At 63.5% G+C, this 20,126-nt stretch carries 25 protein-coding genes; 16 read left to right on the forward strand and 9 right to left on the reverse strand.

The genetic code is table 11. From position 1 onward, the window contains the following. Window positions 1-54: 54 nt before the first annotated feature. The 4 genes from AC07OJ_RS10435 to AC07OJ_RS10450 form a co-directional block, all read right to left on the reverse strand. Window positions 55-1,218: an EAL domain-containing protein gene (locus AC07OJ_RS10435; protein ID WP_495094491.1), complete on the reverse strand. Its 1,164-nt coding sequence runs from the start codon at window positions 1,216-1,218 to the stop codon at window positions 55-57. A gap of 92 nt (window positions 1,219-1,310) precedes the next feature. After that, window positions 1,311-1,649: a hypothetical protein gene (locus AC07OJ_RS10440; RefSeq protein WP_065901665.1), complete on the reverse strand. Its 339-nt coding sequence runs from the start codon at window positions 1,647-1,649 to the stop codon at window positions 1,311-1,313. Then, on the reverse strand, window positions 1,646-2,029 hold the full coding sequence (locus AC07OJ_RS10445; protein ID WP_065901663.1) for a phage holin family protein: 384 nt from the start codon (window positions 2,027-2,029) through the stop codon (window positions 1,646-1,648). The genes AC07OJ_RS10440 and AC07OJ_RS10445 overlap by 4 nt, the downstream gene beginning before the upstream one ends. Window positions 2,030-2,032: 3 nt before the next feature. Then, a complete protein-coding gene (locus AC07OJ_RS10450) occupies window positions 2,033-2,347 on the reverse strand; it encodes an ElaB/YgaM/YqjD family protein (RefSeq protein WP_065901661.1) in 315 nt (104 codons plus the stop codon). A gap of 347 nt (window positions 2,348-2,694) precedes the next feature. Between AC07OJ_RS10450 and AC07OJ_RS10455 the strand changes: the two genes are divergently transcribed. Then, entirely contained in the window at window positions 2,695-3,903 is a 1,209-nt protein-coding gene (locus tag AC07OJ_RS10455) for an ammonium transporter (protein ID WP_495094492.1), read from the forward strand. On the opposite strand, the gene AC07OJ_RS10460 is transcribed toward AC07OJ_RS10455, so the two are convergent. Then, window positions 3,890-5,626 (reverse strand): cation:proton antiporter, encoded by a 1,737-nt coding sequence (locus AC07OJ_RS10460; protein ID WP_495094493.1) that lies wholly within the window; start codon window positions 5,624-5,626, stop codon window positions 3,890-3,892. The two genes, AC07OJ_RS10455 and AC07OJ_RS10460, sit on opposite strands and share 14 nt — an antisense overlap. 342 nt (window positions 5,627-5,968) lie before the next feature. Here AC07OJ_RS10460 and AC07OJ_RS10465 point away from each other — a divergent pair, with 342 nt between their 5' ends. The 3 genes from AC07OJ_RS10465 (at window position 5,969) to AC07OJ_RS10475 (ending at window position 7,577) form a co-directional block, all read left to right on the forward strand. Continuing rightward, complete coding sequence (locus AC07OJ_RS10465; RefSeq protein ID WP_065901659.1) at window positions 5,969-6,205, forward strand: glutaredoxin family protein; 237 nt, start codon at window positions 5,969-5,971, stop codon at window positions 6,203-6,205. A gap of 74 nt (window positions 6,206-6,279) precedes the next feature. Further along, the gene (locus tag AC07OJ_RS10470) at window positions 6,280-6,615 is read left to right on the forward strand and encodes a transcriptional regulator (RefSeq protein WP_065901657.1); all 336 of its coding nucleotides are present in this window, start codon (window positions 6,280-6,282) and stop codon (window positions 6,613-6,615) included. Window positions 6,616-6,686: 71 nt separating this feature from the next. Then, entirely contained in the window at window positions 6,687-7,577 is an 891-nt protein-coding gene (locus tag AC07OJ_RS10475; protein WP_495094494.1) for a pseudouridine synthase, read from the forward strand. Between the two features lie 57 nt (window positions 7,578-7,634). Here the strand turns inward: AC07OJ_RS10475 and AC07OJ_RS10480 are convergent, their stop codons facing one another. Together AC07OJ_RS10480 and mobA are read right to left on the reverse strand one after the other, a co-directional pair. After that, window positions 7,635-7,856 (reverse strand): YgdI/YgdR family lipoprotein, encoded by a 222-nt coding sequence (locus AC07OJ_RS10480; protein WP_065901933.1) that lies wholly within the window; start codon window positions 7,854-7,856, stop codon window positions 7,635-7,637. Window positions 7,857-7,936: 80 nt separating this feature from the next. Further along, window positions 7,937-8,539, reverse strand: a complete 603-nt coding sequence (gene mobA, locus AC07OJ_RS10485) for a molybdenum cofactor guanylyltransferase MobA (RefSeq protein ID WP_495094495.1) — start codon at window positions 8,537-8,539, stop codon at window positions 7,937-7,939. 76 nt (window positions 8,540-8,615) lie between these two features. Here mobA and moaB point away from each other — a divergent pair, with 76 nt between their 5' ends. Together moaB and AC07OJ_RS10495 are read left to right on the forward strand one after the other, a co-directional pair. Beyond that, entirely contained in the window at window positions 8,616-9,155 is a 540-nt protein-coding gene (moaB, locus tag AC07OJ_RS10490; RefSeq protein ID WP_065901653.1) for a molybdenum cofactor biosynthesis protein B, read from the forward strand. Further along, window positions 9,139-10,365: a molybdopterin molybdotransferase MoeA gene (locus AC07OJ_RS10495; RefSeq protein ID WP_495094496.1), complete on the forward strand. Its 1,227-nt coding sequence runs from the start codon at window positions 9,139-9,141 to the stop codon at window positions 10,363-10,365. Before moaB ends, AC07OJ_RS10495 begins: the two co-directional genes overlap by 17 nt. Window positions 10,366-10,395: 30 nt before the next feature. On the opposite strand, the gene AC07OJ_RS10500 is transcribed toward AC07OJ_RS10495, so the two are convergent. Together AC07OJ_RS10500 and fliK are read right to left on the reverse strand one after the other, a co-directional pair. Continuing rightward, window positions 10,396-10,725, reverse strand: coding sequence for an EscU/YscU/HrcU family type III secretion system export apparatus switch protein (locus AC07OJ_RS10500; protein WP_495094497.1), 330 nt, complete (start codon window positions 10,723-10,725; stop codon window positions 10,396-10,398). After that, the gene (gene fliK / locus AC07OJ_RS10505; protein WP_495094498.1) at window positions 10,722-12,299 is read right to left on the reverse strand and encodes a flagellar hook-length control protein FliK; all 1,578 of its coding nucleotides are present in this window, start codon (window positions 12,297-12,299) and stop codon (window positions 10,722-10,724) included. Before fliK ends, AC07OJ_RS10500 begins: the two co-directional genes overlap by 4 nt. Before the next feature lie 200 nt (window positions 12,300-12,499). Between fliK and ccmA the strand changes: the two genes are divergently transcribed. The 10 genes from ccmA to AC07OJ_RS10555 all read left to right on the forward strand — a co-directional run bounded on the left by ccmA (window position 12,500) and on the right by AC07OJ_RS10555 (window position 19,850). Beyond that, window positions 12,500-13,135 carry a cytochrome c biogenesis heme-transporting ATPase CcmA gene (gene ccmA, locus AC07OJ_RS10510; RefSeq protein WP_065901648.1) on the forward strand — a complete coding sequence of 212 codons (636 nt, stop codon included), beginning with the start codon at window positions 12,500-12,502 and terminating at the stop codon, window positions 13,133-13,135. Beyond that, window positions 13,132-13,800 (forward strand): heme exporter protein CcmB, encoded by a 669-nt coding sequence (ccmB, locus tag AC07OJ_RS10515; RefSeq protein ID WP_017734375.1) that lies wholly within the window; start codon window positions 13,132-13,134, stop codon window positions 13,798-13,800. The genes ccmA and ccmB overlap by 4 nt, the downstream gene beginning before the upstream one ends. 86 nt (window positions 13,801-13,886) lie before the next feature. Beyond that, a complete protein-coding gene (locus AC07OJ_RS10520; protein WP_106804719.1) occupies window positions 13,887-14,642 on the forward strand; it encodes a heme ABC transporter permease in 756 nt (251 codons plus the stop codon). After that, the gene (ccmD, locus tag AC07OJ_RS10525; RefSeq protein ID WP_003172771.1) at window positions 14,639-14,815 is read left to right on the forward strand and encodes a heme exporter protein CcmD; all 177 of its coding nucleotides are present in this window, start codon (window positions 14,639-14,641) and stop codon (window positions 14,813-14,815) included. Before AC07OJ_RS10520 ends, ccmD begins: the two co-directional genes overlap by 4 nt. Then, window positions 14,812-15,267, forward strand: coding sequence for a cytochrome c maturation protein CcmE (gene ccmE, locus AC07OJ_RS10530; protein WP_065901643.1), 456 nt, complete (start codon window positions 14,812-14,814; stop codon window positions 15,265-15,267). Before ccmD ends, ccmE begins: the two co-directional genes overlap by 4 nt. 3 nt (window positions 15,268-15,270) lie before the next feature. Next, window positions 15,271-17,259 carry a heme lyase CcmF/NrfE family subunit gene (locus AC07OJ_RS10535; RefSeq protein ID WP_065901642.1) on the forward strand — a complete coding sequence of 663 codons (1,989 nt, stop codon included), beginning with the start codon at window positions 15,271-15,273 and terminating at the stop codon, window positions 17,257-17,259. Then, window positions 17,256-17,792: a DsbE family thiol:disulfide interchange protein gene (locus tag AC07OJ_RS10540; protein WP_016972113.1), complete on the forward strand. Its 537-nt coding sequence runs from the start codon at window positions 17,256-17,258 to the stop codon at window positions 17,790-17,792. Before AC07OJ_RS10535 ends, AC07OJ_RS10540 begins: the two co-directional genes overlap by 4 nt. After that, window positions 17,789-18,262 carry a cytochrome c-type biogenesis protein gene (locus AC07OJ_RS10545; RefSeq protein WP_065901641.1) on the forward strand — a complete coding sequence of 158 codons (474 nt, stop codon included), beginning with the start codon at window positions 17,789-17,791 and terminating at the stop codon, window positions 18,260-18,262. The genes AC07OJ_RS10540 and AC07OJ_RS10545 overlap by 4 nt, the downstream gene beginning before the upstream one ends. Further along, the gene (ccmI, locus tag AC07OJ_RS10550) at window positions 18,255-19,439 is read left to right on the forward strand and encodes a c-type cytochrome biogenesis protein CcmI (protein ID WP_065901639.1); all 1,185 of its coding nucleotides are present in this window, start codon (window positions 18,255-18,257) and stop codon (window positions 19,437-19,439) included. Before AC07OJ_RS10545 ends, ccmI begins: the two co-directional genes overlap by 8 nt. A gap of 15 nt (window positions 19,440-19,454) precedes the next feature. Continuing rightward, the gene (locus tag AC07OJ_RS10555; protein ID WP_065901637.1) at window positions 19,455-19,850 is read left to right on the forward strand and encodes a hypothetical protein; all 396 of its coding nucleotides are present in this window, start codon (window positions 19,455-19,457) and stop codon (window positions 19,848-19,850) included. Window positions 19,851-20,126 lie beyond the last annotated feature (276 nt).

A 20,126-nucleotide genomic window follows, 5' to 3' on the forward strand; every position in this document is an offset into this window, starting at 1 on the left:
CGGTGAATGTCCCTCCCAGCTTCCCGGTTCAGCGAGGCCTGGGCAAGCGAAAATCTACAAGCCGGCCGCGTCGATATCGATTAACAGCAAGCGCTGACCGTTATCGAAGAATTGTCCGGCGGTGAGGCAATACTGGTTGGTGGTGGCGTCGCGGTAGGTCGAGGACAAGGTCAGGCGGCGTTCTTCCCAGCCTTCGGCCAGCAAGTGATAAAAATACGGGCGCCAGGACCAGTTATGGCCCAGGTAGCGGCTGTCGGCTTGCCAGGCGTCCTGGCGCCACTCGAAGTTCGGTGTCAGCTGGGTGCCATGGCGGTCGCACTGATAAAAACGCAACAGCCAGGGAAAGTCCGGCAGTTGCGGCAGCTCGCTCAGCGGTGCCTGACCCTGGGCCCAGGCCTGCAGGATCTTCATCAGCTCGGCCAATTGCTGGCGCAGTTGCATGACGCGCCCGCGTTCCTCCAGTTTCTGTTGCACATACGCCGCACGCAGCTGCGCAAAATGCGCCACGAAGGCATCGGTGGCAAACCAGTCCAACTGCGCCTGCGCGAACAGGTAGCCCTGCACATAGCGCGAACCGCACTCCAGGGCGAAATTCAACTGGGCTTCGGTTTCCACGCCTTCGGCAATGATCCAGCAGCCGGTTTTTTCCGCCATCTGCGCCAATGCGCGCACCACTTCACTGCTCGGCCCACCCTTGGCCGCTTCCTGGAACAGACGCATGTCGAGCTTGAGAATATCCGGCTGCAACGCCAGCACCCGGTCGAGCTGGGAATAGCCGGCACCAAAGTCGTCGATGGCGATGCGCGCGCCCGCCTCGCGATAGCGCGCCACCACCTGGGCCAGGCGCTGGATATCGCCGCCCAGCTCAGTGATCTCGAACACGATGCGCCGTGGGTCGACGCCATGCTGGTGGATCTGCCTCAGGCTCGGCAGGGCCTGGCCCGGGCGCAGGCGGTTGATCCAGCGCGGCGAGATGTTCAGGCTCAAGAACCAGTCTTCGGGGGCCTCATGCAAACGGCTCAGCGCATTGTCGCGAATCTGCCGGTCGAGGCGGCGCAAGCCCACACCCGGCGTACGCGGATCGGCAAACAGCGGGCCGACGGACTGCAAGCGCCCATCCGCCTGGCGCAGGCGGCCGAGGGCTTCGACGCCGGCGATACGGCCCGTGGCGGTGTCGATGAACGGTTGGAAGCAGGCGAGCGGTTGCCCGTCGATCACGGGGCCTCCTTAGATGCGTTGCCGAAAAAAAGGTCCGGCCCTCGAAAACGAGGACCGGGCCGTTTCTGTTAGCAAGAATGCAGCCAGCTGGCTCAGCTTTTGCGCGAACTGCCCTGCATGGCCAATTTGATCAGCGGGATCAGGCCGGCACCGAGGCGCACCAGGCGCGTCAGGCTGCTGATCCCGCCGCCCTTGGCGCCTTTGCCGGTAAAGAAGCCCATCAGCGTGACGGCGGCCACGCCCCACAGCGGCGCGTGCTTGATGCCCAACCCGCCCTGGAAGCTCTGGCCCATGTTGCGCACCTTGTTCAGAGGCACCATCAGTTGCTGGGACTCATGGCGGATCTCCTGGCGGTGCATCTCCATGCGCAGGCGAATCAACGCCTTGCGCATTTCCCGGCGCGAGGTTTGCTGGATTTCATTCGAGCTCATGGCAGCAGGCGCTCCCGATCATTGGCCAACTCTTCGAGGGTGGCGTGGAAGGGCGTGGACTCATCGAACACTGCCGCTTTCAAGCGCACCCCGCAGAAGGCGGCGGCCAGGCTGTAGAAGACGCACAGGCAGATGATCCCGGTGAGGCGGTAACCGGTGTCCCACACGAGGATCATCACCAATGTCGACAACCCCACCAGCAACAGCAGGGCAAACACCAGCGCCAGGCCGGCAAACAGCAGCAGGCTGACAGTGCGCGCCTTCTGCTCCTGCAATTCGATGCCAAACAGTTCGACATGGCTGTGCAGCAAGCCCAGCACGGCCGCGCCCAGACGTCGAGAGGTTGTGCCCGTGGACGAGCTGCTTTCGCCGATAGACATGATTTAGCGCCTTGTAGCCAGCAGACCGATCAAGAAGCCCACACCGGCAGCGATACCGACGGACTGCCATGGGTTGGCCTGGACGTAATCCTCGGTGGCCGTGACCGCCGCCTGGCCGCGTTCGCGCAGGGATTCTTCGGTCAGTTGCAGGGTTTCACGGGCCTTGAGCAGGCTCTCGTGGATCTTGCTGCGCAGCTCATCGGCCTGGTCGCCGGCCAGGACCTTGGTGTCGTCCAGCAACCGTTCGGTGTCACTGACCAGGGTTTGGAAATCCGCCATCAGTATTTCTTGAGCAGTCTTTGCAGTTCTTCTGGCCATGGTTATCTCCGTGATTGGCTGATCGGTACGTGTGTTTTCGAGTCACCGGCATCGGTGAAGGTTCAGTTCAATTGTGTGGTACAGCTTTTGCTTTGCCTTGGTGCGCACGCCCCGGGGCCTGCGCTGAATCTGGGCGGCCTGAGGCCAATGCCTTGAAAAACCTTACCCTAAATCACTCAAACCCGCGGAAAAACCCTGTCGGCAACGGCCTGTTGTGTTAATCGCTGCGCTAAAGCGGTTCATGCCCTCTGAAGAGGGGTGGGACCGGTGGTGCTAATTTAGTGCGCGAAACCCTGGCTTGAACCGCTTTGGTGCTTTTTGCCTTTAATGCAGGCCTGCCCACCTCCATGGAAAATTTGCAAAGCGCGGTGGATACCCTTGTCCACAGTTCCAACACCCTGTTCATCCTGATCGGTGCGGTCATGGTCCTGGCCATGCACGCCGGCTTCGCGTTCCTGGAAGTCGGCACCGTGCGCCAGAAGAACCAGGTCAACGCCTTGTCGAAGATCCTCAGCGACTTCGCGATCTCGACCCTGGCCTATTTCTTTATAGGCTATTGGATCTCCTACGGTGTGAGCTTCATGCAACCGGCGGCGGTAATCAGTGCCGACCACGGCTATGGCCTGGTGAAGTTCTTCTTCCTGCTGACCTTCGCCGCGGCGATCCCGGCGATCATCTCCGGTGGCATCGCCGAACGCGCACGGTTTGTTCCGCAACTGTGCGCCACCGCGCTGATCGTCGCGTTCATCTACCCGTTTTTCGAAGGCATGATCTGGAACGGCAATTTCGGCTTGCAGGCCTGGCTGCTGGCGACCTTCGGCGCCAGCTTCCATGACTTCGCCGGTTCCGTGGTGGTGCACGCCATGGGCGGCTGGCTGGCGCTGGCGGCGGTGTTGCTGCTGGGCCCGCGCAACGGCCGTTATCGTGACGGGCGGCTGGTGGCGTTTGCACCGTCGAGCATTCCGTTCCTGGCGTTGGGCTCCTGGATCCTGATCGTCGGCTGGTTCGGCTTCAACGTGATGAGCGCGCAAACCCTCAATGGCGTCAGTGGCCTGGTGGCGGTCAACTCGCTGATGGCCATGGTCGGCGGCACCGTGGCCGCGCTGGTGATCGGTCGCAATGACCCAGGCTTCCTGCACAACGGCCCGCTGGCCGGGTTGGTGGCGATCTGTGCCGGCTCCGACCTGATGCACCCGGTGGGCGCGCTCGTCACCGGTGTCGTCGCCGGTGGCCTGTTTGTGTGGTGCTTCATTGCGGCCCAGGACCGCTGGAAGATCGATGACGTACTGGGTGTGTGGCCGTTGCACGGCCTGTGCGGCGTGTGGGGCGGCATTGCCTGTGGCATCTTCGGGCAGACCGCACTGGGTGGGCTGGGCGGCGTGAGCCTGATCAGCCAGTTGATCGGCACCGCCCTCGGCGTCGTGGTCGCGCTGGGCGGCGGCCTGTTGGTGTACGGCGTGATCAAGCGCCTGCACGGGCTGCGCCTGAGCCAGGAAGAGGAGTATTACGGCGCCGACCTGTCGATCCACAAGATCGGCGCGGTCAGTCAGGATTGATCGGCGCCGCGTCGTCGCTGGGGGCCTGCGAGTAAAACCCGTGCAGCAGGCGATAGCGGTTGTGCCGGACCTCGTCGACCCGCGCCTGTACCTGTTGGTCGGGCAAGCCGAGCATCACCAGGGCGTGGGAGGCGAGCATCAGGCTCGACTCCAATAGCTCGGGCACCACCTCGCTGGCGCCCGCGGCTTTCAATTCGGCCAACTGGCTGTCATCGCGGGTGCGCACCAGGATCGGCACGTCGGGGTTGATCCGCCTTGCCTCTGTGAGCACCACCAGGGCCACATCGCTGTTGTCCACCGCAATCACCACCAGGCGTGCGCGCTCCAGGCCGACTGCGCTGAGCAGGGCGCCACGCCGACAGTCGCCATAGTGCACGCTGCTGTCTTCGGTGGCCGCTTCCTGTACGCGTTCCGGGTCGTCATCCAGGGCGATAAAGGCTTGCTGTTCGTGCCGCAGGAACCGCCCGATGGATTGCCCGACCCGGCCATAGCCACAGATCACTGCGTGGCCGCGCAATTGGGCGTTGAGGGCGGTGATCGCCTCCAGTTGCACTTGCTGGTTGGGCTTGCGGTGCAGGCGCAGCGCGACGGCCGGCGCGGCGCGCAACAGCAGCGGAGTGAGCAGCATCGAGCAGAACGTGGCGGCGAGCAGCAGGCCGTTGAATTCATCCGGGATCAATCGGCTCTGCTGCATCTGCGCCATCAATGCAAAACAGAACTCGCCGCCCTGGGCCAGGGCCAGGCCGCTGCGCCAGGCGGTCTCACCGTCACTGCCGCGCCATTTGACCAGGGCGGCGACCACGCACGCCTTGACCAGCATGAGTGTGAGGGTGAAACCGAGGATCAGCAGGCTATGGCTGACGAACAGTTGCAGGTCGATCAGCATGCCGATGCTGACAAAAAACAGCCCGAGTAAAATGTCGCGAAACGGGCGGATATCCGCTTCGATCTGATGGCGGTAATGGCTTTCGCCCAGCAGCATCCCGGCGAGGAACGCACCGAGGGCCGGGGACAGCCCCAACAGGTGCGTGAGCCAGGCGGTGAGCAGCACGATCACCAGTGCCAGCAGCACAAACAGCTCGGCCGAATGGGACGCGGCCACTTCATGAAACAGGCGCGGCAAGAGCCAGCGGCTGGCAAACAGCAGGCCGACGAACAGGACCACGGTCTTGCCCAGGGTCAGCGGCAGCGCCCAGTACCAGGCTTGCTCGCTGCTGCCGGCAAACACCGGCACCAGGGTCAGCAGCAACACCGCCACCACGTCCTGGAACAGCAGCACACCAATCGCGTTCTGGCCGTGGCTGCTGAAGATTTCCCCGAGGCTGGTCAGTTCCTTGCTGACGATAGCGGTGGACGACAACGCCAGCCCGGCACCGAGCAACAGCGCAATGCCCGGCGCCACCCCCAGGACCATCAACAAACCACCCAGCAGCGCCCCGCAGCCCAGCACCTGCCAGCTGCCCAGGCCAAACACCACGCGGCGCAGGGCGAGCATCTTGGTCAGGGAAAATTCCAGGCCCAGGGAAAACAGCAGGAACACCACCCCCAATTCGGCGAGGTCGGGCAGCTCTTCGCTGTCGTTGACCCAATCCAGCGCAGTGGGCCCCACGGCCAGGCCCACACACAGGTAGCCCAGCACCGGCGGCAATTGCAGGCGGCGAAACAGCGCAATCACCACCAGGGATGAGGCCAGAATGATCAGCAGGTTGGCAAACACACGCATCTCCGTTGCAGGTGGCGGACAAAAAGCCGCGAGAATCGCTGAATCAGTTATAGGCCATGCTGACCTGGGTCAGGTGTTTCTGTGGCCGATTGGATTTCAAGTGGTAAGCGAGGGCTGTTGTGGCGAGTGGTCTTATTGTTGGTGATCTGGCTTCCTGTGGCGAGCGGGCTTGCCCCGCGTTGGGGCGCGCAGCGGCCCCGAAACGTATCGCCCCATTTGTGTCTGGATGAGCGTGGAGGCCTTACTGGGGCCGCTGCGCAGCCCAACGCGGGGCAAGCCCGCTCGCCACAGGTATTGGGTGCGCTTAGAATGATCACCTACTTCTGACAGGGTCTATTCGTCATGCTGCCTGAATGCCAATTGTTCGGCACCCTGGGTTGCCACCTGTGTGAGTTCGCCGAAGCCGAAATCATGCCGCTCGTCGAACACGGGCTGCTGGTGGAGTTGGTGGATATCACCGACCCGGTCGACCTGACCGAGGCCTACGGCCTGCGAATTCCGGTGCTTCGCCGGGTCGACACCGGGGCGGAACTGGATTGGCCATTCGACACACAACAGGTCGTGGCCTTCCTTCGTTGAGGTTTCTGCGATGGCAGGTTTCCAAATATTGCGTTACTGTATGTTTGTACAGCGATTGAATAGAGGGAACGCCCGTGGTGAATGTTGAACAACTGAAAAGCAGCGTCAATCGCATGTCCGCCGACGTCGTGCGCAACGCGGTGAACGAGCTGCGCCTGGACGGCCTGGTCACGGAAGGCAAGACGCCGTTTAACAAAGTGCATTTCAATACCTGCTTCGCCGAGATCGAGGCCTTGTTCCAGCGCGCCGGTTACCACAAGCAGCTGGACGTGGTGGGTTACCAGGGCTTGCTGTACGCGCTGTATGATCCGGGCCGCTGGGAAGCGGTGGACGTGCTGCGCTGGCTCAAGGAGTTCACCGAGGCCGCGAGTGCTTCGCCGATCCTGCGTGCCGAGTTGGTCAAGGCCTGAGATCCGCCCTAGGCTCAATCCCGCTGCATGCGGGATAATGCCCGCGTGTTTTTCCAGGCTTCGAGCATTTCATGTCCTCTACCGGTTTCTCCGCCTCCCAGCATCAAGCCAGCACCTTGTACCTGCCACCGGGCCCCTGGGCGACGGTGCTGGATTGCCTGTGCGAGCACTTCCCGGCCATCAGCCGCGAACACTGGCTGGACCGCATCGCCCGTGGCCGCGTGCTCGACATCCACGGCAGCCCGATCCGCCTGGACCTGGCCTACAAGGAAGGCCTGTGCATCTATTACTTTCGCGAAGTGCCGAACGAAAAGGTCATCCCGGTGCAGGAAATCATCCTGTACGCCGACGAACACCTGGTGGTCGCCGATAAACCGCATTTCCTGCCGGTGACCCCGGCCGGTGAGTACGTCGAGCAAACGCTGCTGCGCCGCTTGATTCGCCGCCTCGACAACCCCGCGCTGGTGCCGCTGCATCGCATCGACCGGCATACGGCGGGGCTGGTGCTGTTCTCGGCCAATCCGGCCAGCCGCTCGGCTTATCAGCAGCTCTTTCCCACCCGCCGTATCGATAAATTCTACGAGGCCATCGCCCCGGCATTGCCCGCGTTGACGTTCCCCCTGGTGCACAAAAGCCGCCTGGTGGAGGGCGAACCGTTTTTTCGCATGCAGGAAGGCGCCGGCGCCAGCAACACTGAAACGGCCGTGGAAGTGCGTGAGAAAAATGCCGATCTATGGCGCTACGGCCTGTTCCCGGTGACCGGCAAGAAGCACCAGTTGCGCGTGCACATGACCGCGCTGGGCGCGAGTATCTGCAACGACCCGTTCTACCCCGAGGTGATCAAGGATGCCGTGGACGACTACGCCAACCCGTTGAAGCTACTGGCCCAGGGCGTGCGCTTCATTGACCCGGTCACCGGCGAAGCACGCCACTTCAACAGCCGCATCACCCTCGACTGGTAACCCCCCGGAAACGACAAGGCCCGCGCGAGGCGGGCCTTGTGGGCAAGCGTTTGAGGCTTACAGGTCTTTAACGGTACGGACCTGGTCCTTGTTGATACGGGTCTGTTTGCCGTCCAACTGCTCGAACTCGTAGAAGCCCGAAGCCTTGTCGAATTTAGGGGTGTCGACGGCCTGGATTTCGCGACCGTCATTCAGGGTGATCACTGTTGGCGAGGCGCAACCGGCAAGAGTGGCGAGGCCCAGTGCAAGCATGAGAGCGGCGATGGTCCGTTGAGTCATGAGTGTGTCTCCGAGAGAATACTTTTTAAATGCTGACCTTGTGACGTGTGAGACGCCGCCAAAGTTCCTTGTTCGAAAGTTCATTCTGACACGTCAGTCCTTGGGTGCAACAGCTCTGGCGTATTCAGGTTGGCCAAGCGTGGATCATCCGCCGGGCATTCCAGGCCCACGCCCCCCAGTTGCAGGAAGATCTTGCGCGGGCTGCGCTCACCGGCGTGCCACGCCTGTTCTACCTCGGCCCGCAGGTGGGTGGGGATGATGCAGATCAAGGGTTCCCAGAATTCGCCATGACGCACCATCACGGGCACCTGCGGTTGGCGTTGCGCGGTGTCACGCAGGGCGCTCAGCAATTGCGCGTCGAGGTTTGGCACGTCACACGGCAATACCAACAGGTGTGTATGGCGCGCGGCTGCCAGCCCTGCGCGGATGCCGGCGAGCGGGCCGGGGAAGTCCGGGCTGTCGTCGCTCACCAGGTGGTCGGCGTAGTGGGCGTAGCGGTCCTGATTGCGGTTGCAGGAGATGATCAAGTCATCGGTCAATGGCCGGGTCAGGCGTTGCAAATGTGCAATCAACGGTTCGCCGCGCCACGCCAGCAGGCCTTTGTCCTGGCCACCCATGCGTTGGCCACGGCCACCGGCCAGTAACAGGATCGAACAGGGCAGGGGCGAAGAATCGAGAGACATGGCGGTTCCGCTGCGGCAGGTAAAGAGGGCCCTGTGATATAACATCGGGCTGTTCCTTCGACAACCGGACCGAGCCATGAAAGCCAAGGCTGATGCGCCCTTCGTACCCCTGAATATCGCTGTATTGACCGTCAGCGACACCCGCACCCTGGACACCGACACCTCGGGCCAGGTGTTCGTCGACCGCCTGACCGCCGCCGGCCACGCCTTGGCCGAGCGCGTGCTGCTCAAGGACGACCTGTACAAAATCCGCGCCCAGGTCGCGCACTGGATCGCCGAAGATGTGGTGCAAGTGGTGCTGATCACCGGCGGCACCGGTTTTACCGGCCGCGACAGCACCCCGGAAGCCGTCAGTTGCCTCTTGGACAAGCAGGTCGACGGCTTCGGCGAATTGTTCCGCCAGATTTCCGTGGCCGATATCGGCACCTCCACCGTGCAATCCCGTGCCTTGGCCGGCCTGGCCAACGGCACGCTGGTGTGCTGCCTGCCGGGTTCCACCAACGCTGTGCGCACCGGTTGGGACGGCATCCTCGCCGAACAGCTGGATAACCGCCATCGCCCGTGCAACTTCGTACCCCACCTCAAACAGGCTGAACCCTGTGAATCCCGTGGGTAAGCCTGGCAAGACCGGCGCCCTGATGCCGGTGGAAGACGCGCTCCAGCAATTGCTCGACATGGCCGCCGCCGCGCCGATTCGTGAGCAGGAATCGTTGCTCCTTGCCGAGTGCGATGGCCGCGTCCTGGCGCAGGATCTGATCTCCACCCTCGACCTGCCGCCGTGGCCCAACAGTGCCATGGACGGCTACGCCTTGCGCCTGGCGGACTGGACCGGCGAGCCGCTGGTGGTCAGCCAACGCATCTTCGCCGGCAACGCGCCGCAGCCCCTGGCTGCTGGCACCTGCGCGCGCATCTTCACCGGTGCACCGGTGCCGCCAGGCGCGGACTGCGTGGAGATGCAGGAAAATGCGGTGGTCCACGCCGATGAGCGCGTGAGCTTTACCGAGCCCTTGCAGGTCGACCAGAACATCCGCCCCCAAGGTCAGGAAACCACCGTCGGCGAATTGGTCTTGAGCGCCGGCACGCGCCTGGGCCCGATCGAGTTGGGTCTCGCCGCTTCGCTGGGGCACGCTCGTCTTGACGTGATCCGCCGTGTGCGCGTGGCCGTGCTGTCCACCGGTGATGAGCTGATCGAGCCCGGTTTGCCGTTGGGGCCTGGGCAGATCTACAACAGCAACCGCCGTGTGCTGTGCAGTTGGCTTGAGCGCATGGGCTGTGAAGTGATCGATGCCGGCATCCTGCCGGATGACCTGGAGCAGACTCGCACCTGCCTGGCGAGCCTGGGCGCGGTTGACCTGATCCTGTCCACCGGCGGCGTATCGGTGGGCGAGGCGGACTTCCTCGGCATCGCCCTGCGCGAAGAGGGCGAGCTGGCCTTGTGGAAGCTCGCGATCAAGCCGGGCAAGCCGCTGACCTTCGGGCACTTCCGTGGCGTGCCGGTGATCGGCCTGCCTGGCAACCCGGCGTCGACCCTGGTGACCTTTGCCCTGTTGGCGCGGCCTTACCTGTTGCGCCGCCAGGGCGTGCAAGACGTGGAACCACTGCGTTTCGAAGTGCCGGTGGGCTTCACCTGGCCCAAGCCGGGCAACCGCCGCGAGTATTTGCGCGGGCGCATCGAGCAGGGCAAGGCGATCATCTACCGGAACCAGAGCTCCGGCGTGCTGCGCAGCGCGGCATGGGCGGAAGGCTTTGTGGAAGTGCGGGAAGGCACCACGCTGGAGGTGGGCGACAGCGTCAATTTCATCCCGCTGAGTGAAGTCCTGAACTGACAATAGAGAGCTGAGTGGGGGAGCGAGTCGTTAGTAGTCTTCGCCGCGTGCGGTCACATCGCGTTCCGCCGGCTGGGCGTTGGGGTCATAGCCCACGGGGAACTTGCCCTTCAAGGTCCAGGCGAACGCGATGATTTCGGCAATGGTGCGGTACAACTCCTCGGGAATGCTGTCGCCCAATTCCATCCTCGCCAGCAGCTTTACCAGCTCGGCGTTTTCATAGATTGGGACTTCGTTTTCCCGTGCCAACTTCAGGATCGCCTCGGCGAGGGCGTCGTCGCCCTTGGCAGTCAGGATCGGGGCTTGTTGGCCGTCGTATTTGAGGGCAATCGCCTGACGCGGTGGTGTCGGGTTTTTCATGCGGTCTCATCCACCCAGCGTTGTTCCAGTCCGGTTTTCGGCCCGCGCGGCGGGGTACCGAGGTGGCAGTCGAGGTCGCCGACGTTGAGGCCCGATGTCACCAGGCGCTCGCGCAGGTTGCCCAAGTGGCTTTCGATCAGGCTGGCGGTAAACGGCCGGGTTGCCCATAACTGGCTGGACAGCTTGCCCTGGGTCAATTGCGCCTGCACCTGCAACGGCCCCAATGGCTCCATATCGAAGGCCAGCTCGACGCGCCAGAGCATCTGCTTGGGATCTTTCTTGTCTTTGCGCTCGGGCTGGTCCTTGTCCGGCGCCGGCTCTTCGCGCTGGAACTTGACCTGCAGCGGCACGATGTCCTGCAAGGTGCGCATCGGGATTTCCAGTTGCCAGGTGGTTTGCAGGCGGCCATCGGCGGTGGTGCCGGTCTGTTCCAGGCTCGACAACTGATGGCTCTGCAACCGCGAGATCGCCCCGGCGGCGAGGCGCAGCAGGTTTTCCAGGTCGCCTTCGCCTTCCAGTTTGGCCATCAGCCGCTCGGGCAGCGGGAAGCCTGCGGGTGTCTGCCGGGCGCTGACCTGGCCGAGGGTGTTCAACGGGCTGCGCACGAAGTTCGGTAACACCTGGGCCAGCGTATTGGCGGCGAGGATGGCATTCATATTGGTGCTGGCGGGGAGGGCGGGCAGCAGGTCCGCGACCAGGCGCAGCAGGGCGCCCTTCATGTCCAGCGGCGGGATCTGCGGGTTTTGTCCGGCGAGCAGCTTGGCTTCGAGGAAGGCGCCGCTGTTCTGAATCACCTGGGCCAGCACCTTGGGATTACTGACCTGCGCCAGGTCCGGCAAGGCCGCCAGTAACCGCTCGGCTGCGGCGCGCAGGTCGGCGGAGGTGCTGTCGCCACGTGGCAGGTTCTGGAGCGCAGTGAAGACCGCATCCAGCGAGCCCTGGCGACTTTGCTGGGTGGCGAGTTGCTGGGTCACCGCCAATTGATCCTTGAGCCCGCTCAACGGCACAAAATTCAAGGTCTGTGCGTTCTGCACCACGGCGCTGAGCAAGCTGCCCACGCGCAAGGGTTGCGGGCTTTCCACGGTCAGGGTGGCCCCGACCAGGGCGTTATTGAGCACGGTCACCAGCGAACGGTAGATGGCCGGTTGCGTGGGGCCCTGGGGCAACATCTGGGTGGTCAGCACCTTGGCTTGCAACAGCGTGCCCACCGGCATTTGCGTGGTGTCGATGCGCGTCAGCGCGGCCACGTTCGCGCTCAAGGCCTGCTGCAGGCTGAGCGTGAGGTTGCCGGCGGGCGTCTGGCTGACGGCCACGTTACTGCCCAGCGGCAAGGGCTGCGCGCTGCTCGCCTGGACCAGGGTCTGGCGGCCACCCTCGAGGGTCAGCTTGAGCAACAGCTGAAAGGCTTCACCGCCTTGTTTCAGGGCGATGACCTCGGCGTTCGCGGTTTTCCCGGGGTCGATCAGGCCGATCTGCGGCTCCAGCAGTTTCAGCAACTCACCGGTCGCGGGCGCCAGGGCAGGCCCGGTTGCCGCAGCAGGTGCTAGCGTAGGAAGGTTGATCTCACCGGTCATCGCGCGCGTCGTCTCTGGGGAAATTGCCCTCTTTAGAGTAGGGCATCACATGTATAATGCCGCCCGTCTGCAAAGAGAGCGGTAAAAACCTCACAACTATTTGATCCAGCTCTCTAAAATCGGTCGCCAAAGCCGTTATTGTGCATTTCTCTTTAACGGCCGCTGCACCGCCGACTTGAACCGTAAAGGCCCGCGATCTCTTGACCAGCCCTCTTCTTGAAGCCGTAGCGCTTGCCTGTGAACGCGATCTGCGCCTGCTGTTCGAACACCTCGAACTGCGGCTGACGGGCGGCGACATGGTGCAGATCAGCGGCCCCAACGGCAGCGGCAAGACCAGTCTGCTGCGCCTGCTGGCCGGGTTGATGCAGCCGACGGCCGGCGTTGTACGCCTCAACGGCAAACCCCTCAATGAACAGCGCACCGAGCTTGCCCGCAACCTTGTCTGGATCGGCCACGCCGCCGGCATCAAGGATGTGCTGACGCCTGAAGAAAACCTCAGCTGGCTCAGCGCCCTGCATCATCCGGCCGCGCGCGACGCCATCTGGCAGGCCCTGGCCGCTGTCGGCCTCAAGGGCTTTGAAGACGTTCCCTGCCACACCCTGTCCGCCGGCCAGCAGCGCCGCGTGGCCCTGGCGCGCCTGTATCTGCCCGGCCCGCCGCTGTGGATTCTCGACGAACCCTTCACCGCCCTCGACAAACAAGGCGTCGCCCAGTTGGAAGAGCACCTGGCGCGACATTGCGAGCAGGGCGGCCTGGTCGTACTCACCACCCACCATAACCTCACGCGCATGCCCGCCGGTTACCGCGACCTGGACCTGGGCCGGTGGTCGGCATGAGCGTGTTTGCCCTGTTGGTCGCCCGCGAAGCGCGGCTGTTGTGTCGTCGCCCGGCGGAGTTGGCCAACCCGTTGGTGTTCTTTGCCATCGTGATCGCCTTGTTCCCGCTGGCGGTCGGCCCCGAGACTAAACTGTTGCAAACCTTGTCCCCGGGACTGGTGTGGGTGGCAGCGCTATTGTCGGTCCTGCTCTCGCTGGACGGGCTGTTTCGCAGTGATTTCGAAGACGGCTCCCTCGAACAGTGGGTCCTTTCGTCGCACCCCCTGCCACTTCTGGTACTGGCGAAGGTACTGGCACACTGGGCTTTTTCCGGCTTGGCGCTAGTCTTGCTCTCGCCGCTGCTGGCGATGATGCTCGGATTGCCCACCGAGTGCCTGCCGATCCTGCTCCTGAGCCTGTTGCTCGGCACGCCGGTACTCAGCCTGTTGGGGGCCGTGGGTGCAGCGTTGACCGTCGGTTTGAAACGGGGTGGCCTGTTGCTCGCCCTGTTGATTCTGCCTTTGTACATCCCGGTGTTGATCCTCGGTAGCGGCGCCTTGCAGGCCGCGCTCATGGGCATGCCGGCGACCGGTTACCTCCTGTGGCTTGGCAGCCTGACCGCCCTGGCGGTAACCCTGACACCCTTTGCTATAGCGGCTGGCCTGAAGATCAGCGTCGGCGAATAATGAGGTCTGGCCAAGCGTTTTAACCGTGGCCAGTAAAGACCCTGAGCCTCCCGCAATGACGGGAGGCCACCGTGATGGAAACAGCAATGAACTGGACCTGGTTTCACAAGCTCGGCTCGCCCAAATGGTTCTACGGCATCAGCGGCAAGCTGCTGCCGTGGTTGAGCGTCTTCGCCGTATTGCTGATCGGCATCGGCCTGGTCTGGGGCCTGGCCTTCGCGCCGCCGGACTACCAGCAAGGCAACAGCTTTCGCATCATTTATATCCACGTGCCCGCCGCGATGCTCGCCCAGTCCTGCTACGTGATGCTGGCCGTGTGCGGCGTCGTCGGCCTGGTGTGGAAGATGAAACTTGCGGATGTGGCCCTGCAATGCGCCGCGCCCATCGGCGCGTGGATGACCGCCGTGGCGCTGGTGACCGGCGCGATCTGGGGCAAACCCACCTGGGGCTCGTGGTGGGTGTGGGATGCGCGACTAACGTCGATGTTGATCCTGCTGTTCCTGTACTTCGGTCTGATTGCCCTGGGCAACGCGATCAGCAATCGTGACAGCGCCGCCAAGGCCTGCGCGGTGCTGGCGATTGTCGGCGTGATCAACATCCCGATCATCAAGTACTCGGTGGAGTGGTGGAACACCCTGCATCAGGGCGCCACCTTCACCCTCACCGAAAAACCGGCCATGCCGGTGGAGATGTGGGCGCCGCTGCTGCTGATGGTGCTGGGGTTCTACTGTTTCTTCGGCGCCGTGCTGTTGCTGCGCATGCGCCTTGAAGTGCTCAAGCGTGAAGCCCGCACCAGTTGGGTCAAGGCCGAAGTGCAAACCAGCCTGGGAGCGCGTGGATGAGCTTTGCATCTTTCAGTGATTTTCTCGCCATGGGCCATCACGGCCTGTATGTCTGGACGGCCTATGGCATCTGCCTGGCGGTGCTGGCCCTCAACGTCGCCGCGCCGATCCTGGCCCGCAAGCGTTACCTGCAACAAGAGGCGCGTCGTCTGCGCCGGGAGACCGAAAAGTGAATCCGCTGCGTAGAAAGCGTCTGTTGATCATCCTTGCCATCCTGGCCGGCGTCGGCATTGCCGTGACCCTGGCCCTGAGCGCCCTGCAGCAGAACATCAACCTGTTCTATACCCCGACCCAGATCGCCAATGGCGAAGCGCCGGTGGACACGCGCATTCGCGCCGGCGGCATGGTCGAGAAGGGCTCGCTCAAGCGTTCCGGAGATTCCCTCGACGTGACCTTCGTGGTCACCGACTTCAACAAGGCCGTGACCATCACCTACCGTGGCATCCTCCCGGACCTGTTCCGCGAAGGCCAGGGCATCGTCGCCCTGGGCAAGCTCAACGCCGAGGGCGTGGTGGTGGCCGATGAAGTGCTGGCCAAGCACGATGAGAAATACATGCCGCCCGAGGTTACCAAGGCCCTCAAGGACAGCGGTCAACCCGCGCCAACCCCCGCCAAGGAGGGCTAAGTGATGACGTCCGCACTGTTTATTCCGGAGCTGGGCCAACTGGCGATGATCCTCGCCCTGTGCTTTGCCATCGTCCAGGCCGTGGTGCCGTTGCTCGGCGCCTGGCGCGGCGACCGCCTGTGGATGAGCCTGGCGCAACCGGCGGCCTGGGGGCAGTTTGCCTTTTTGCTGTTCGCGTTCGGTTGCCTGACCTACGCGTTCATGACCGACGACTTTTCCGTCGCCTATGTGGCGAACAACTCCAACAGCGCGCTGCCTTGGTACTACAAGTTCAGCGCCGTGTGGGGTGCCCACGAAGGCTCCTTGCTGTTGTGGGCGCTGATCCTCGGCGGCTGGACTTTCGCGGTGTCGGTGTTCTCGCGCCAACTGCCGCAAGTCATGCTGGCGCGCGTGCTGGCAGTGATGGGCATGATCAGCATCGGCTTCCTGCTGTTCCTGATCATGACGTCCAACCCGTTCAGCCGCATCCTGCCGCAGATCCCGGTAGACGGGCATGACCTCAACCCATTGCTGCAGGACATTGGCCTGATCGTGCACCCGCCGATGCTCTACATGGGGTACGTGGGGTTTTCGGTGGCCTTCGCGTTCGCCATCGCCGCCTTGCTCGGCGGGCGCCTCGATGCCGCCTGGGCGCGCTGGTCGCGGCCGTGGACCATCGTCGCCTGGGCCTTCCTCGGGATTGGCATCACCCTGGGCTCATGGTGGGCCTACTACGAACTCGGCTGGGGCGGCTGGTGGTTCTGGGACCCGGTGGAAAACGCCTCGTTCATGCCATGGCTGGTCGGCACCGCGCTGATTCACTCGCTGGCGGTCACCGAAAAACGCGGCGTGTTCAAGAGCTGGACCGTACTGCTGGCCATCGCGGCATTTTCCCTCAGCCTGCTCGGCACTTTCCTCGTGCGTTCGGGCGTGCTGACGTCGGTGCACGCGTTTGCGTCCGACCCTGAGCGCGGCGTGTTCATCCTGATCTTCCTGCTGTTCGTGGTCGGCGGCTCGCTGACGCTGTTTGCGTTGCGTGCCCCGGTGGTCAAGAGCCAGGTCGGCTTCAACCTGTGGTCGCGCGAAACCCTGTTGCTGGGCAATAACCTGGTACTGGTGGTGGCCGCGTCGATGATCTTGCTCGGCACCTTGTATCCGCTGGTGCTGGACGCGTTGAGCGGTGCCAAGTTGTCCGTGGGCCCGCCGTACTTCAACGCGTTGTTCATTCCGTTGATGGGCCTGTTGATGGTGGTGATGGCCGTCGGCGTGCTGGTGCGCTGGAAAGACACTCCGGTGAAATGGCTGGCGGGCATGCTGATGCCGGTGCTGCTCGGCAGTGTGGCCCTGGCAGTGATCGCCGGTATTGCCTACGGCGACTTCAACTGGGCGGTACTTGCGACCTTCCTGCTCGCCGCCTGGGTATTGCTCGCCGGTGCGCGCGACATCGTCGACAAGACCCGCCACAAAGGCTTGATCAAAGGCTTGCCGACATTGACCCGCAGCTACTGGGGCATGCAGGTCGCGCACATCGGCATCGCCGTGTGCGCGCTCGGCGTGGTGCTGTCCAGCCAGAACAGCGCCGAGCGCGACCTGCGCCTGGCGCCGGGCGAGTCCATGGACCTCGCCGGTTACCACTTCATCTTCGAAGGCGCCAAGCACTTCGAAGGGCCGAACTTCACGTCGGACAAAGGCACGGTGCGCGTCGTCCGCAACGGCAAGGAAGTGGCGGTGCTGCACCCGGAAAAACGCCTGTACACCGTGCAGAGTTCGATGATGACCGAAGCCGGTATCGACGCCGGTTTCACCCGCGATCTCTACGTGGCGTTGGGTGAACCGCTGGGTGATGGCGCCTGGGCGGTGCGTGTGCACGTGAAACCATTTGTACGCTGGATCTGGTTCGGCGGTTTGCTCACCGGTTTTGGTGGGTTGCTGGCCGCGTTGGATCGGCGTTATCGGGTCAAGGTCAAGAGCCGGGTGCGTGAAGCCCTCGGTCTGCAGGGAGCGGCGGCATGAAGCGTTGGTTGATGGTTTTACCGCTGGCGGCTTTCCTGGTGGTGGCCGTGTTCCTGTATCGCGGCTTGTACCTGGACCCGGCCGAGCTGCCCTCGGCGATGATCGGCAAACAGTTCCCGGCCTTCAGCCTGCCGACGGTGCAGGGCGACAAGACCCTGACCCAGGCTGACCTGCTGGGCAAACCGGCGCTGGTCAACGTGTGGGGTACCTGGTGCATCTCGTGCCGTGTCGAACACCCGGTGCTGAACAAGCTGGCCGAGAAAGGCGTGGTGATCTACGGCATCAACTACAAGGACGACAATGCGGCGGCCTTGAAGTGGCTGGCGGAGTTTCACAACCCGTACCAGCTGGATATCCGCGATGAAGACGGCAACCTCGGTTTGAACCTTGGCGTGTACGGCGCTCCGGAAACCTTTTTCATCGATGCCAAGGGCGTGATCCGCGACAAGTACGTCGGCGTGATCGACGAGGTGGTCTGGCGTGAACAACTCGCCGCCAAGTACCAGGCGCTGGTCGATGAGGCCAAGCCATGAAGCGCCTGTTAGCGGCTGCCGTCCTGGCGCTGGGCTTGGCCGGCGTGGCCCACGCGGCCATCGATACTTACGAATTCGCCAAGGACGGTGACCGCGAACGTTTTCGCGAGCTGACCAAGGAACTGCGCTGCCCCAAGTGCCAGAACCAGGACATCGCCGACTCCAACGCACCGATCGCCGCCGACTTGCGCAAGGAGATCTTCCGCATGCTGGGGGAGGGCAAGGACAACCAGCAGATCATCGACTTCATGGTCGACCGCTACGGTGATTTCGTGCGCTACAAACCGGCCCTTACCGGCAAGACCGCGTTGCTGTGGTTCGGCCCCGCCGGGCTGCTGCTGGCTGGCGTGGTGGTGATGGCCGTGATCGTGCGCCGCCGCCGCGCTGCGCCGACCGATGGCTCCGATGCGCTGTCCCCTGAAGAGCGTAAACGTCTCGACCAATTGCTGGACACCAAGACTGATGATTGATTTCTGGCTCGCAGCCGGCTTGCTGCTTCTGATTGCCCTGAGTTTTCTGTTGATTCCGGTACTGCGCGGCCGCCGCGCCCAACGTGAAGAGGATCGCACCGCGCTGAACGTGGCGCTGTACCAGGAACGCGTCGCCGAGCTGCAGGTGCAGCAGGACGAAGGCGTGCTCAACGCCGCGCAACTCGACACCGGCCGCGCCGAAGCCGCCCGCGAGTTGCTGGCCGACACCGAAGGCGTGGAAAAACCGCGTGAATCGCGCCTGGGCAAGCCGCTGCCATTGTTGGCGGCATTTTTGGTGCCTGTCCTCGGCGTTGCGCTGTACCTGCATTATGGCGCCAGCGACAAGGTCGAGCTGACCCGCGAATTCTCCCAGCCGCCGGTGTCCATGGAAGACATGACCCGCCGCCTGGAACGCGCCGCCGCTGCCCAGCCGGACTCGCCGGAAGGCCTGTACTTCCTCGGTCGCGCCTACATGGCCCAGGATCGCGCCGCCGATGCCGCGAAGGTCTTCGAGCGCACCGTGGCCTTGGCCGGGCGCCAGCCGGAACTGCTCGGCCAGTGGGCCCAGGCGCAGTACTTCGCCGACAACAAACAGTGGTCGCCCAAGGTCCAGGCGCTGACGGACGAAGCCTTGAAGCTCGACCCGAAGGAAGTCACCAGCCTTGGCCTGCTCGGGATCGCGGCCTTTGAAGGCCAGCGTTATCAAGAGGCAATCGACTACTGGAATCGTCTGTTGGCGCAACTGCCACCGCAAGACAATTCCCGTGCGGCGTTGCAAGGCGGTATTGATCGGGCAGCGGAGAAACTCAAGGAAAGCGGCGGTACCGTCGCGCAGAAAACCGGGATGAAAGTCCGCGTGGACCTGGCGGCCGAGGTGAAAGCCAAAGCCCTGCCAACCGACACCGTGTTCATTTTTGCTCGCGCCGTCAGTGGCCCGCCGGCGCCGTTGGCCGCCAAGCGCGTCACCGTCGCCGACCTGCCGATCACCGTCGAACTGGGCGATGCGGACGCGATGATGCCGCAGTTGAAACTGTCCAACTTCCCCGAAGTCCAACTGGTTGCGCGCATATCCCGGGCAGGTCTTCCAACCGCTGGCGAGTGGATCGGCCGCAGCCAACCCTTGGCCAGCACCACCACTGCCCTGCAGCAGCTGACCATCGACAGTCCGGACCAGTAAATCGAGGAAACGCCTATGACCGCATTTGCACGCATCACCTTGCTCAGCCTGGTATTGGGCCTGAGCGCTTGTGCGGTCCACCGCCCACCTCCCGCGCCGACCGGCCCGACCATCCCACCGTCGGGCCCGTCGACCCAGCCGAGCACCAAACCATCCGGCCCGGTGACCCCGCCGCCGAAACCGGTGCCTACCTCATCGCCAACCTTCGCCCCACCGCCCGGCGCCGCCAGCCACTGGGACGGCAAGATGCAGGTGTATGTGCTGGAAGAGCAACCCGACACCTTCTACCGCCAGCGCACGTATTACCGCTGGAGCAACGGCTGGAGCCGCTCCATCAGCCCGAACGGGCCGTGGGAAGAAACCAATGTCCAGGGCGTGCCGCCGGGATTGAGCAAGCAGTACGCGCAGTGACAAACAGGCGACCTTTGAAAGGTCGCCTTTTTTATGCCTGACTTGAAATGCAGTCGCCTGTGGGAGCCGGGCTTGCCCGCGATGGCGGTGTGTCAGGCGCCGAATCAATTGCAGCTATACCGCCATCGCAGGCAAGCCAGCTCCCACATTTGATCTGCGTACACCCAGGAGTCCAAGCCATACCCGGATCCCCTGTGGGAGCGGGCTGGCCCGCGATGGCGGCCTGGCAGTTGATGCAGTGGGTGCCTGATCTACCGCATTCGCAGGCAAGCCAGC

This window comes from Pseudomonas sp. GW821-FHT09C08, from assembly GCF_059418125.1.